The sequence below is a fragment of the Yoonia sp. genome (genome assembly GCF_030731595.1).
Taxonomy (GTDB): Bacteria; Pseudomonadota; Alphaproteobacteria; order Rhodobacterales; family Rhodobacteraceae; genus Yoonia.
The window spans coordinates 24,362-36,035 of sequence record NZ_JANQTS010000105.1; the positions used below are offsets into that span (position 1 = coordinate 24,362).

Genomic DNA, 11,674 nt, shown 5'->3' on the forward strand with positions numbered 1-11,674 from the left:
GCGAACCTAAATGACAGGCACCCAATCCCTGCATGCAACCTGTGTTGCCTGGGATGGTCTCGGGGTTATGGTCACGGGCGCGTCGGGGTCCGGAAAATCCGCATTAGGCCTTACGCTAATGGGTTTCGGCTGCACGCTTGTTGCAGATGATCGTGTGCGCCTTTCGGTGGCTGAAGGTAGCGTGATCGCGCAGTGTCCAGCAACGATATCGGGTTTGATCGAAGCGCGTGGCGTCGGTATTCTTAATGCAGCCCATGTGCCACAGGCAAAGGTCGCGCTGGTTGTCGACCTCGACAAGTCAGAGACGGCACGCCTACCACAACCAAGGACAATCACGCTCTTGGGATGTGATCTGCCCTTGATCTACCGCGTCGAAAGCCCACACTTTGCAGCATCAATTCTGCAAATTCTCAAGGGCGGCTGGAGCGATAGATGACTGAACGGGCGCAGGACACTGCCAATTCAGTACCGATGATTGTCTTGGTGACCGGCCCTTCGGGTGCAGGGCGGTCCACAGCGATCAATGCGCTTGAAGACCTTGGTTACGAGGTGATCGACAATCTTCCCCTGTCATTGCTGCCCCGATTGTTGGATGGACCGCCACCTGGTCGTCCGCTGGCGCTTGGTGTGGATGTGCGCAACCGCGACTTTAGCACCAACGCGTTGATCGAGACGATTGACCGGCTTGTCGGGAAGCCGCAGGTGACTGCGCAGGTGCTTTATCTTGATGCGTCCGAAGAAGAACTCGTGCGCCGCTACTCCGAAACCCGCAGACGGCACCCTTTGGCACCGGCCGGCCCCCCCTCTACGGGCATTGCGGCTGAAAAGGACCTGCTGGTTCCAATCCGCGCACGGGCTGATGTCTTGGTCGATACAACGGGGCTTTCACCCCACGACCTTCGGGCCGAGATCGCAAGGTGGTTTGGCACAGGCGACGGTGCCAAGCTTGGCGTGACGTTGCATTCTTTCTCTTACAAACGTGGCCTGCCTCGCGGCATGGATATTGTGATGGACTGTCGTTTTCTGCGGAACCCCCATTGGGACGAAACCCTGCGCAAGCTGGATGGGCGCGATGAGGCGGTCGCGACCTATGTTGCCGCTGATCCAAGGTTCAGAGCGTTCTTTGATCAGGTAAAGGGGCTGATCGATCTGGTGTTGCCCGCACATCGAGATGAGGGGAAAACACATCTTTCCATCGGCTTTGGATGTACCGGCGGGCAACACCGGTCTGTCGCAATGACAGAACTGATGTCACAGGCCCTTGCGCTAGATGGCTGGCATGTGTCTAAACGACACCGCGAGCTGGAGCGGCGCGACGCGCAGGCAGGTAAAGGACATGCAGAGTGATCGGGATTGTCATTGTGGCACATGGTGGATTGGCGCAGGAATATCTTGCCGCCGTCGAACATGTTGTCGGCCCGCAACCCGGCATGGTGAGTATCGCCATCGCGCCTGACGATGACCGTGCCGCCAAGCAGGACGAAATCTGTGATGCTGCCGATCAGGTCGATACCGGCGACGGTGTGGTGATTGTGACCGATATGTTCGGAGGGTCACCGACGAACCTGTCATTGCGTGCCTGTAGCCCGGAGAACCGCAAGATCCTTTATGGGGCGAACCTGCCGATGCTGATCAAACTGGCGAAGTCGCGCAGCGCAAGCGTTCCTGATGCTGTCGAAGCTGCGATTGCTGCCGCGCATAAATACATAAACAGCCATAATGGTGGGCAGCCCCAATGACCCAGATGCGTTTGAAAATCGAAAACATCAAAGGTCTGCACGCCCGTGCCTCGGCCAAATTGGTCGAGGTTGTGGAAAGCTTTGATGCGGATGCAAGGGTGAGTAAAGACGGCGAGAGTACGAGTGGAGATAGCATCATGGGCCTTTTGATGTTGGCAGCTTCCATCGGAACCTTTATTGACGTGGAAACACGTGGCCCGCAGGCGGAGGAGTTGGCGGCCGCAATTGCGAATCTCGTCGCTGACAAATTTGGTGAAGGCGACTGACGTTAATTCGGATCGGGTAGGACAAGAAAATTGACCGAAACGACCCAGAAAACCGCCGTGTCACCTGTTGTCGGCGAAGCTGCTCCCCGCGTCTATGACCGGGGCAGCCTGACCTATTCCAACACCTTCGACAGCCCGATCAAGCGCCACATCATCAAGACCATCGAATGGTTTTCCGGCAAAATCCACATCATCCGCATGATCCGCCAGTTCGAGAAGAAGGGCAAATTTCACGGTCAGGCCTTTTGGCGGGGTGCCTTGGATGTCATGGGCATCGATCTGATCACGCCGCAATCGCAGCTTGACCGCATCCCCAAGAAAGGCCCGGTCGTCATCGTCGCCAATCACCCGCACGGCATGGTCGATGGTATGATCATGGCCGATCTGATCGGGCGTGTGCGCACGGACTATCGCATTCTCACCCGCGCATTCCTTACTGATATTGACGAGGACGCGGGCAAATTCCTTATCCCAGTCCCGTTTCCCCACGAGGAAGATGCACAGGCAAAGATGGTCGAAATGCGCAAAAAGGCGATGGCGCATCTGAACAACGATGGGCTGATCGCAATCTTTCCATCGGGTGTTGTGGCTTCGTCTGATTCCATGTTTGGCCCTGCTGTCGAGCGGGAATGGAACCTTTTCACGGCAAAGATGATCCGCTTGTCTGGTGCGCGCGTTGTGCCGTTGTACTTTCCCGGTTCCAATTCGCGCTGGTACCAGATCGCCAACCAGATCTCTCCGACCCTCCGCCAGAGCCTTTTGATCCACGAAATCGTCAATGCCTGTGGCAAACCCCAAAGGCCGATTGTCGGAAAGCCGTTTGATGATGCCGAGGTTCAGGAAAAACTCAAAGACCCGCGCGCCTGCATGGCATGGATGCGCGAAGCGACCCTTAGCTTGAAGGGCTAGCGGGTCGGCACAGGCGTTTCGCCGCGGTAGTCATAGAACCCGCGCTGCGTTTTTCTGCCAAGCCAGCCAGCCTCGACGTATTTGGTCAAAAGCGGGCAGGGCCGGTACTTGGTATCCGCCAACCCGTCGTGCAGCACGTTCATGATGGCAAGGCAGGTATCCAGCCCGATAAAGTCGGCCAGTTCCAGCGGCCCCATCGGGTGGTTTGCCCCAAGCTTAAGCGAAGTATCGATGGATTTGACCGAGCCCACACCTTCGTAAAGCGTATAGATCGCCTCATTGATCATCGGCATCAGAATGCGGTTGACGATAAAGGCGGGGAAATCCTCGGCTGTGGCCGAGGTCTTGCCTAAACGCTCGACGACGCCGTGGCATGCGTTGAACGTGGGTTCGTCCGTGGCGATCCCGCGGATCAATTCGACCAACTGCATGATTGGTACGGGGTTCATAAAGTGGAAACCCATGAACTTTTCAGGCCGGTCCGTGCGCGATGCAAGGCGGGTGATCGAAATCGAGGACGTGTTCGAGGTCAGGATCGTTTCAGGCTTCAGATGCGGCACAAGGTCTTCGAAAATCGCGGTCTTGATGGTTTCACGTTCTGTCGCCGCTTCGATGATCAGGTCGGTCTGGCCCAGCTCCGCGAGCGTTCTTGTGGTGCCGATCCGTGCAAGGGCTTCGGCTTTGTCGCTGGCTGTAATCAGCTCTTTGGCAACCTGCCGTTCAAGATTGCGGTCAATCAAGGCAACCGCGGCCTGCAACGCATCTTCGCTGACATCTGTCATCAAGACGTTGTATCCAGCCAGCGCAAAGACATGGGCAATGCCGTTGCCCATCTGGCCTGCGCCTACGATGCCTACCTGTTCAATTGCCATCTTCGATCCCTTTTCGGTTCCGCTGCACCATAGGCATGTGCGGGGGGCGGCATCAAGGCGCTTGGATCGTTAAAAGTTTTCATGAATGCGCGCATTAGCGATTTGGCAAGCGATTTGATCGAGACTTCCTTTGGTTGATTTGAACAAAAGGGTGGGACCTATGAAACAAGAAGTAATTGAAACGGACGATTTGCCCTATGCGCTTTGCCGTTACGGGACATCGCGCATGCTTTTCCGCGGGCCAAGGAAGCGGCTGGATTCGCCCTACCTTGCCTTCATCGGCGGGACCGAGACATTTGGAAAGTATATCGAGAAGCCATTTCCGACATTGGTGGAAGAAGCCACAGGCCGCACTTGTGTGAACCTTGGCTGCGTCAACGGAGGGATTGATGCCTATGTCAATGACCCGACCGTCCTCGGCATTTGCAAGAAAGCGAAACTCACGGTGATCCAGATTATGGGCGCGAATAATCTGTCGAACAGGTTCTATTCGGTGCATCCCCGACGCAACGACCGCTTTCTGCGGGCCTCGACGGTTCTGCAAACCTATTACTATGATGTCGATTTCTCAGAGTTCACCTTTACCCGCCACATGCTGGGTGCGCTCTACGACAGGTCACACAATCGTTTCGAAGCAATTGTGCAAGAGTTGCAGCAGACATGGATCGTGCAGATGAAAAAAATGATCGAACAGATCGGTCAGCCATGTATCTTGCTGTGGTTTTCTGCTGATCGACTGAGCAACGATCATTGGTCGAAGCACCAGCGCCAGCTTCAGGTTGATCCATTGTTTATTACCGCATCAATGATCGCAGAACTCAAAGATCATGTGGATCACGTGGTGGTGGCCAACCCTTCAGAAACGGCAATCGGTTACGGCACCAAGGGCATGTACTTTCCAAAGTCACAACTCAAGGCCGCGTCTGAAATGCTGGGTGTCGCCTGCCACAAAGAGGGCAGTTCCGTGCTCTTGCCCAAAATTTTTGGCAAACTCCATTCCTGAAAGAGAAAGGGCCCCGCGTTTCGGCAGGGCCCTCTTATTTCAAAAGAAGAAAAGTCAGATTTTGCCCGTCAACTCTGGCACGGCATCGAACAAATCTGCAACAAGACCGAAATCCGCAACCTGGAAAATCGGGGCTTCTTCATCCTTGTTGATCGCCACAATGATCTTGCTGTCTTTCATCCCGGCAAGGTGCTGGATTGCACCGGAAATACCCACTGCGACATAGAGATCAGGGGCAACCACTTTGCCGGTCTGACCAACCTGCCAGTCGTTGGGCGCATAGCCACTGTCAACCGCAGCACGGGATGCACCGACCGCTGCATTCAGCTTATCCGCCAGTTTTTCGATCAGGGCAAAGTCAGCCTCTGAGCCGACACCACGACCACCCGAGACAACGACGCTGGCCGATGTCAGTTCAGGCCGGTCAGAGGCTGCCACCTTGTCTTCGATCCATTCGGACAGCCCTGCGTTGCCAGCCGTGCCGATCGTTTCAACAGCGGCAGATCCGCCCATGCCTGCCGCGTCAAAGCCTGCGGTACGTATGGTCATAACCTTGACAGGGTCGGTGGATTTCACGGTCTGGATCGCGTTACCGGCATAGATCGGACGCTCGAATGTTTCGGCATCGATCACGGCGGTCACTTCCGAGATCACCATGACATCCAAAAGGGCCGCGACCCTTGGCAGGATGTTCTTTGCATCACTCGTGCCTGCCGACGCGATGTGGGAATAGGCTCCGGCAAGGCTGACGATCAGGTCTGCAACCGGTTCGGCAAGCGTGTGGCAATAGCCATGATCGCTTGCAAAAAGCACCTTGGACACGCCAGAAAGCGTTGCGGCTTCTGCTGCTGCGGCATCGCCGCCTTGGCCTGCCACCAACACATGCACCTCGCCCAAAGGTGCGACAGCGGTCAGGGCCTTGGCCACCGCATCCGTGGCCAACTGACCATTGACGACTTCTGCCAGGAGTAGAACAGCCATTATACAGCCCCCGCTTCTTTGAGTTTCTCGACAAGTTCGTCCACGGAACCAACGATGATCCCTGCTTTGCGCGTCTGGGGTTCAGTCGTGCTGACGATGGTCAGTCGTGGTGTGACATCAACGCCGTAATCGGCTGGCGTCTTTTCATCTAGCGGCTTTTTCTTGGCCTTCATGATGTTGGGCAAGGAAGCATAGCGGGGCTCGTTCAAACGCAGATCAACGGTGACGATCGTCGGCATTTTCACTTTGATTGTCTGCAGGCCGCCGTCGACTTCGCGGGTCACTGTGGCGTGATCGCCATCAACGTCCACGTCGGACGCAAAGGTGGCCTGCGACCAGCCCAAAAGCGCTGACACCATTTGGCCGGTTGCGTTCATATCATTGTCGATGGCTTGCTTGCCGCACAACACCAGACCGGGTGCTTCTTCCTTGACGATGGCGGCAAGGATTTTGGCAACGGCAAGTGGTTCAATATCGTTGTGCACGTCATCGGACGCGACAACGAGGATCGCGCGGTCCGCGCCCATCGCCAAGGCTGTCCGCAGGGTTTCCTGGTTTTGCTTCACGCCAATCGAAACGGCGATGACTTCTTCGACTTTACCGGCTTCGCGCAGGCGGATCGCCTCTTCAACAGCGATTTCGTCGAAAGGGTTCATCGACATTTTGACGTTTGCAAGATCGACACCGGAGCCATCCGCTTTGACACGAACTTTCACGTTGTAGTCGATCACGCGTTTGACGGGTACGAGGACCTTCATTTGCGTTTCTCTCCCAAGAATCTGATCAATTGACTTCTCGGGCCGTTGTTAACCTGCGCGGCAAGGTGAAAACAGTGCAAAATCGACGCGGTGCGGTCTGGGGACGCCACGTTCTTGACGTGCGCGTCAGTTTCACCCTGTAAGGTTGATTTAAATCCACCTGCGCTAGCGGTTCGCGCCAGGCACCCACAAGACGTCGTCCTTGCCGTCGTTATTGGCGATCCGCGACGCCTGAAAAAACCAGTCCGACAACCGATTGAGGTATTTGACCGCAGCAGGGTTCACCGATTCCATCGTAGCCAGTTCAACAGTCAGCCGCTCTGCTCGCCGTGATACCGTCCGGCACAGGTGCAAATGCGCGGCGAGCGGCGACCCCCCCGGCAGGATAAAGCTGCGCAGCGGTTCGACCTTCTGGGTCATCGCATCAATCTGCGCCTCGAGCCGCGTAACTTGCGTATCCGACATGCGCAGCACTGGATATCCGGCCTCGCCGTCTTTTTCCATGTCCGGGCGGCAGAGATCTGCACCCAGATCGAACAGATCATTCTGGATCATGGCCAGTTGGGCATCCATCTCACCTGCCGCATGCAGGCGCGCCAGACCAACTGTCGCATTTGTTTCGTCTACGGTGCCATAGGAGGTCACGCGCATGGAGTGCTTTGCCACACGGCTTCCGTTGCCGAGTGCTGTTTCGCCGTCGTCACCGGTTTTGGTGTAGATTTTGTTCAGAACGACCATACCCTCAGCTCCCGTTTCCGCGCAGATAGACAAACAAAAGGATGAGCGCGACCGCCACAGCCTGCGCTCCGATCCGCCAACGCATGATCTTGTTAGCGTTCTTGCGGTTGAACTCACCGCCTTTGCCAAAGCTGCCGATGCCAAGCATCAATATACCAAGCACGGCCAGCACTGCGACGGCCATCAGCCAGAAAAGCGGTTCATCTGCCATGTCGTTTCATCCCTTCGCCTTCGTTTCACGCGATGTAGCAGGTCCGCGGCTGAAGGAAACCCTCAGCCGCGCAGAATCAATGCGTCCAGCAGGCGGGTTGAGAGAAGTCGGCGCAGGAAACCCATCAGATAGGTCGGGGTTGTGACGTAGTATCGTGGCTTGGGTCGCTGAGATGTCAGTGCATGCAACAGTTTTTTGGTCACGGCGCTGGGCGGTAATTCAAATTTGTCCGGCCCACGGTCCTCGTAAAGCCGCGACATGATGTTTTTGTATTCCGCTGCACGCGCCGAGTTTTTCCAGTCGATCCAGGTTTCAAAATGCGGGATCGCGTTTTCCCGGATTCTCGATGTGACCGGACCGGGTTCGATCAGGATCACCTTGATCGGCGTCCCTGCCATTTCCATGCGCAGCACATCCGTCAGCCCTTCAAGCGCGAATTTCGTGGCCACATATGCCCCACGCCATTTGTATCCGACAAGGCCCAGCACCGAAGAGCAATTGATGATCCGCCCATGCCCTTGCGCGCGCATCACAGGGATCACCAGCCGCGTCAGTTCGTGCCAGCCAAAGAGGTTCACCTCGAAGATTTCGCGCAAAGCACCGACCGGCAAGTCCTCGACCGCACCGGGACAGGCGTAGGCGCCGTTGTTGTAAAGCGCATCAAGCGTGCCGCCTGTGGCCTCCAGCGTTTCGGCAAGGCCGTTCACGATTGTGTCGGCATCGGCATAGTCGATCCGCGGGCTTTCGAACCCTTCGCTCCGCAACCGGTCACAGTCCTCGGCTTTGCGGCAACTGGCGAATACCCGCCAGCCTGCTGCACGCAAGCCACGTGCAGCATCAAGCCCGATGCCCGAAGATGCACCCGTGATCAGTATGGATTTCTCGGTCATGTTCTTTCTTTGCACGGCGTGCCGCCTGCAAACAAGCCAGCTTATCCATCAGAGAGCAGCCGCTCTGCCATCCAGCCGATTTTGCCGCTCTCGGTCAGGCGGATTTGCGCCCAACCATTGTCATCGGATGCGATAACCTCTGCGCGGGTCCCGAGTGGCAGGGTTTCGAGGACGGAATGTTCGGTGCCAGGTCCTTCGCGCAGATTCACGCGGCTTGCCGCGATCACCCTTAACGCAAGAACCGGGTCGGCGATGGCTTCTTGCGCCGTTGGAGTATCTTCTACGCTTTCGACCGTGGCAGTATCAGGCGCCGGCACCAAGGCTGGGCGGGCTGATCCCAAAGATACCGTCTCAACCTCGACATAAGTGGCGGCCATCACGGTAGGTGTCGCGGGTGGCCGCAAGAAAGCACTGTTTCGTGGCGCGGGTTTTTCAAAGGGGGCCTGAGACACCACCGTACGCTCGCGGGGTGCAAAATCACTGCCGCCGGACAATTCGTAAAAGACCCAGAACAGCAAGAAACAACTGAATGTGATGAGCTTTGGCATTTGGTGGTCTCCCCGGACGAACAAAAGAATCGTGAACGATGCAGCTGGGTTTTTGAACAATTTATGCGCGGGCAATAAACGGGGAATATTCGCCGCTTTACGCCAGATTCTCAGCCCGCTAAACCAGACGACATGACAGACGAGATCGACAGTGCCCTTGGTCCAAATGATGTAACGGAATCGCTACGCCGCGCGATTGGCGACAGGTATCTGACCTATGCGCTGTCCACGATCATGCACCGTGCTTTGCCGGATGCCCGTGACGGGTTGAAACCTGTGCACCGCCGCATTCTTTATGCGATGTCGCGGCTGCGCCTGTCGCCTACGGGCGGCTTTCTGAAATCTGCCAAGATCAGCGGCGACACGATGGGTGATTTCCACCCCCATGGTGACGCGGCAATCTATGACGCGATGGCGCGTTTGGCCCAAGACTTTAACGTCCGCTACCCGCTGGTGGACGGGCAGGGGAACTTTGGCAACATTGACGGCGATAACCCTGCCGCATCCCGCTATACTGAGGCCCGGATGACGGCCGCAGCCGAGGCGCTGCTGGAAGGGCTGTCCGAGGATGCGGTTGATTTTCGTGATAACTATGATGGGCGCCTGACCGAGCCGACAGTCTTGCCGGCCACTTTCCCGAACCTGCTTGCCAATGGATCAAGCGGGATCGCTGTGGGGATGGCCACGAATATCCCACCACATAACCTGCACGAGTTGATTGATGCCTGCCTTCATCTGATCAAAACGCCCGATGCCCGCGATGATACGCTGCTGAACTACATCCCCGGTCCAGATTTTCCGACCGGCGGCACGATTGTCGAACCGGCCGAGAACATCGCAGAGGCCTACCGCACTGGCCGTGGATCATTCCGTCTGCGCGCAAAATGGGAGGTCGAGGATCTGGGCCGCGGTCAGTGGCAGATTGTCGTCACGGAAATCCCCTATCAGGTGCAGAAATCCAAGCTGATCGAAAAGCTGGCCGAGGTGATTCAAACCAAGAAAGTCCCGCTTTTGGCAGATGTGCGCGACGAAAGCGCCGAGGATATCCGCGTGGTTCTGGAGCCGCGCGCACGGTCAGTTGACCCCGAGGTCTTGATGGGGATGTTGTTCCGCAACTCCGATCTTGAAACACGCTTCAGCCTGAACATGAACGTGCTGATCGACGGTCTGACGCCCAAGGTCTGTTCGCTAAAGGAGGTGCTGCGCGCCTTCCTTGATCACCGCCGCGATGTGCTGGTCCGGCGCAGTAGATACCGGTTGGAAAAGATCGACCACCGGTTGGAAGTGCTGGAAGGCTTTATCATCGCTTTTGTGCATCTGGACCGCGTGATTGACATCATCCGCTACGATGACGACCCCAAACAGGCGCTGATGACAGAGGATTGGGCCAAGGATCATATCCGCGCCACATCGGAGAAAGACTATATCTCTCCTATTGTTCCGGGCGCAGATCCTGAGATTTCCCTGTCAGAAGTACAGGCCGAAGCGATCCTGAACATGCGCCTGCGCAGCTTGCGCCGTTTGGAAGAACTGGAACTTATCGCCGAACGTGACGCCTTGATGCTCGAGCGGGCCGGTATCGAGGATTTGCTCGAAAGCGAAGATCTGCAGTGGGCCAGGATTGCCGAGCAGTTGCGCGAGACCCGCAAGATCTTTGGCCGCGACAGCGAAGGTGGCGCGCGCCGCACCCAGTTTGGCGAAGCGGGTGAAATCGTGGAAGTGCCGCTCGAGGCGATGATCGAACGTGAGCCGATCACGGTTGTTTGTTCGCAGATGGGCTGGGTCCGCGCCATGACCGGCCATATCGACCTGACCCGCGAGTTGAAGTTCAAGGACGGCGACAGCCCGCGCTTTATCTTCCATGCCGAAACCACAGACAAGTTGCTGGTCTTTGGGGCCAACGGGCGATTCTATACGGTCGCTGCCGTCAACCTTCCGGGTGGGCGCGGGATGGGCGAACCCTTGCGCCTGATGATCGACCTGCCGAACGAGGCGGAAATCGTCGATATCCTGATCCATAAACCCGGCGAAAAGCTCTTGGTCGCTTCGGCCGAGGGCAACGGTTTCGTGGTGCCTGAAGAAGAGGTCTTGGCCCAGACCCGCAGCGGGAAACAGGTGCTGAATGTCACGGATACAGTGGCCAAGGTCTGCCGCAGGATTGCGGGGGATCATGTCGCCGTGATCTCGGAAAACGCCAAGCTGTTGGTGTTCGAGGTCAGCGAACTGCCCGAAATGGGCCGTGGCAAAGGTGTCCGCATCCAGAAATACAAGAAAGCCGCCGGGCGGCAAGGGATGCTGGAGCTTGATGGCGGTTTGTCCGATATCACGACGTTCAATTGGGCCGAGGGTCTGTCATGGCAGATGGGCGGCGGCAAGACCCGCACCGAGCCCGACATGACTGACTGGAAAGCCGCGCGCGCCGGTGTCGGCAAACGCCCGCCGCATGGTTTTCCCAAGAACAACCGGTTTTGACGTCTTAGGGGTTGGAACCATTGAAATGGCGGCAAGATATACATTTCTTGCAACCGTCTTGCGTGTCTGGGATCAGACTTCTTTGGAGCCCAAATATCCCCGCCGGAGGCCCAAAAGTTAAAAGGCGTCAAAGCCGGTGCATTACTCTTGATTTCCATCCCAAATCCAAATACATCGCCCGCGATGTTGGACCGGGCCGTTTTGGCCCCTCAGAAATTAAGGGCCCTGAAGAATGGCAAAGGCAAAGTTTGAACGTAACAAGCCGCACGTAAACATTGGCACGATTG

At 56.8% G+C, this 11,674-nt stretch carries 14 protein-coding genes; 7 read left to right on the top strand and 7 right to left on the bottom strand.

What is annotated here, in order from left to right; all coding sequences use genetic code 11:
- Positions 1-10: 10 nt before the first annotated feature.
- Genes NWQ23_RS12935 through NWQ23_RS12955 form a run of 5 tightly spaced genes read left to right on the top strand, consistent with a single transcriptional unit; the run spans position 11 to position 2,914 of the window.
- Positions 11-436, top strand: coding sequence for an HPr kinase/phosphorylase (locus tag NWQ23_RS12935; RefSeq protein ID WP_306166790.1), 426 nt, complete (start codon positions 11-13; stop codon positions 434-436).
- Positions 433-1,347, top strand: a complete 915-nt coding sequence (rapZ, locus tag NWQ23_RS12940; protein WP_306166791.1) for an RNase adapter RapZ — start codon at positions 433-435, stop codon at positions 1,345-1,347. The genes NWQ23_RS12935 and rapZ overlap by 4 nt, the downstream gene beginning before the upstream one ends.
- Positions 1,344-1,739, top strand: coding sequence for a PTS sugar transporter subunit IIA (locus NWQ23_RS12945; RefSeq protein WP_306166792.1), 396 nt, complete (start codon positions 1,344-1,346; stop codon positions 1,737-1,739). The genes rapZ and NWQ23_RS12945 overlap by 4 nt, the downstream gene beginning before the upstream one ends.
- Positions 1,736-2,005 carry an HPr family phosphocarrier protein gene (locus NWQ23_RS12950; protein ID WP_306166793.1) on the top strand — a complete coding sequence of 90 codons (270 nt, stop codon included), beginning with the start codon at positions 1,736-1,738 and terminating at the stop codon, positions 2,003-2,005. Before NWQ23_RS12945 ends, NWQ23_RS12950 begins: the two co-directional genes overlap by 4 nt.
- Positions 2,006-2,035: 30 nt before the next feature.
- Positions 2,036-2,914: a lysophospholipid acyltransferase family protein gene (locus tag NWQ23_RS12955; protein ID WP_372340129.1), complete on the top strand. Its 879-nt coding sequence runs from the start codon at positions 2,036-2,038 to the stop codon at positions 2,912-2,914.
- Here NWQ23_RS12955 and NWQ23_RS12960 read toward each other — a convergent pair.
- A complete protein-coding gene (locus tag NWQ23_RS12960; RefSeq protein WP_306166794.1) occupies positions 2,911-3,786 on the bottom strand; it encodes a 3-hydroxybutyryl-CoA dehydrogenase in 876 nt (291 codons plus the stop codon). The two genes, NWQ23_RS12955 and NWQ23_RS12960, sit on opposite strands and share 4 nt — an antisense overlap.
- Positions 3,787-3,946: 160 nt before the next feature.
- On the opposite strand from NWQ23_RS12960, the gene NWQ23_RS12965 reads away from it, so the two are divergent.
- On the top strand, positions 3,947-4,789 hold the full coding sequence (locus NWQ23_RS12965; RefSeq protein ID WP_306166795.1) for a DUF6473 family protein: 843 nt from the start codon (positions 3,947-3,949) through the stop codon (positions 4,787-4,789).
- A 54-nt stretch (positions 4,790-4,843) separates the two neighbouring features.
- On the opposite strand, the gene NWQ23_RS12970 is transcribed toward NWQ23_RS12965, so the two are convergent.
- The 6 genes from NWQ23_RS12970 to NWQ23_RS12995 form a co-directional block, all read right to left on the bottom strand.
- Complete coding sequence (locus NWQ23_RS12970; RefSeq protein WP_306166796.1) at positions 4,844-5,770, bottom strand: FAD-binding protein; 927 nt, start codon at positions 5,768-5,770, stop codon at positions 4,844-4,846.
- A complete protein-coding gene (locus NWQ23_RS12975; protein WP_306166797.1) occupies positions 5,770-6,528 on the bottom strand; it encodes an electron transfer flavoprotein subunit beta/FixA family protein in 759 nt (252 codons plus the stop codon). Before NWQ23_RS12975 ends, NWQ23_RS12970 begins: the two co-directional genes overlap by 1 nt.
- A gap of 165 nt (positions 6,529-6,693) precedes the next feature.
- Positions 6,694-7,266, bottom strand: a complete 573-nt coding sequence (locus NWQ23_RS12980; protein WP_306166798.1) for a cob(I)yrinic acid a,c-diamide adenosyltransferase — start codon at positions 7,264-7,266, stop codon at positions 6,694-6,696.
- 4 nt (positions 7,267-7,270) lie between these two features.
- Positions 7,271-7,477, bottom strand: a complete 207-nt coding sequence (locus tag NWQ23_RS12985; protein ID WP_306166799.1) for a twin transmembrane helix small protein — start codon at positions 7,475-7,477, stop codon at positions 7,271-7,273.
- Positions 7,478-7,539: 62 nt separating this feature from the next.
- Positions 7,540-8,367: an SDR family NAD(P)-dependent oxidoreductase gene (locus NWQ23_RS12990; protein WP_306166800.1), complete on the bottom strand. Its 828-nt coding sequence runs from the start codon at positions 8,365-8,367 to the stop codon at positions 7,540-7,542.
- A gap of 41 nt (positions 8,368-8,408) precedes the next feature.
- Positions 8,409-8,915, bottom strand: coding sequence for an SH3 domain-containing protein (locus tag NWQ23_RS12995; RefSeq protein WP_306166801.1), 507 nt, complete (start codon positions 8,913-8,915; stop codon positions 8,409-8,411).
- Between the two features lie 132 nt (positions 8,916-9,047).
- On the opposite strand from NWQ23_RS12995, the gene NWQ23_RS13000 reads away from it, so the two are divergent.
- The gene (locus NWQ23_RS13000; RefSeq protein ID WP_306166802.1) at positions 9,048-11,387 is read left to right on the top strand and encodes a DNA topoisomerase IV subunit A; all 2,340 of its coding nucleotides are present in this window, start codon (positions 9,048-9,050) and stop codon (positions 11,385-11,387) included.
- The last annotated feature ends 287 nt before the right edge of the window (positions 11,388-11,674 follow it).

Bases quoted from the DNA above. Each gene is read 5' to 3' on its own strand.
- NWQ23_RS12975 (WP_306166797.1), bottom strand. From the start codon at position 6,528: ATGAAGGTCCTCGTACCCGTCAAACGCGTGATCGACTACAACGTGAAA.
- NWQ23_RS12965 (WP_306166795.1), top strand. From the start codon at position 3,947: ATGAAACAAGAAGTAATTGAAACGGACGATTTGCCCTATGCGCTTTGC.
- NWQ23_RS12935 (WP_306166790.1), top strand. From the start codon at position 11: ATGACAGGCACCCAATCCCTGCATGCAACCTGTGTTGCCTGGGATGGT.
- NWQ23_RS12985 (WP_306166799.1), bottom strand. From the start codon at position 7,477: ATGGCAGATGAACCGCTTTTCTGGCTGATGGCCGTCGCAGTGCTGGCC.
- NWQ23_RS12995 (WP_306166801.1), bottom strand. From the start codon at position 8,915: ATGCCAAAGCTCATCACATTCAGTTGTTTCTTGCTGTTCTGGGTCTTT.
- rapZ (WP_306166791.1), top strand. From the start codon at position 433: ATGACTGAACGGGCGCAGGACACTGCCAATTCAGTACCGATGATTGTC.
- NWQ23_RS12960 (WP_306166794.1), bottom strand. From the start codon at position 3,786: ATGGCAATTGAACAGGTAGGCATCGTAGGCGCAGGCCAGATGGGCAAC.
- NWQ23_RS12990 (WP_306166800.1), bottom strand. From the start codon at position 8,367: ATGACCGAGAAATCCATACTGATCACGGGTGCATCTTCGGGCATCGGG.
- NWQ23_RS12950 (WP_306166793.1), top strand. From the start codon at position 1,736: ATGACCCAGATGCGTTTGAAAATCGAAAACATCAAAGGTCTGCACGCC.
- NWQ23_RS13000 (WP_306166802.1), top strand. From the start codon at position 9,048: ATGACAGACGAGATCGACAGTGCCCTTGGTCCAAATGATGTAACGGAA.
- NWQ23_RS12970 (WP_306166796.1), bottom strand. From the start codon at position 5,770: ATGGCTGTTCTACTCCTGGCAGAAGTCGTCAATGGTCAGTTGGCCACG.
- NWQ23_RS12980 (WP_306166798.1), bottom strand. From the start codon at position 7,266: ATGGTCGTTCTGAACAAAATCTACACCAAAACCGGTGACGACGGCGAA.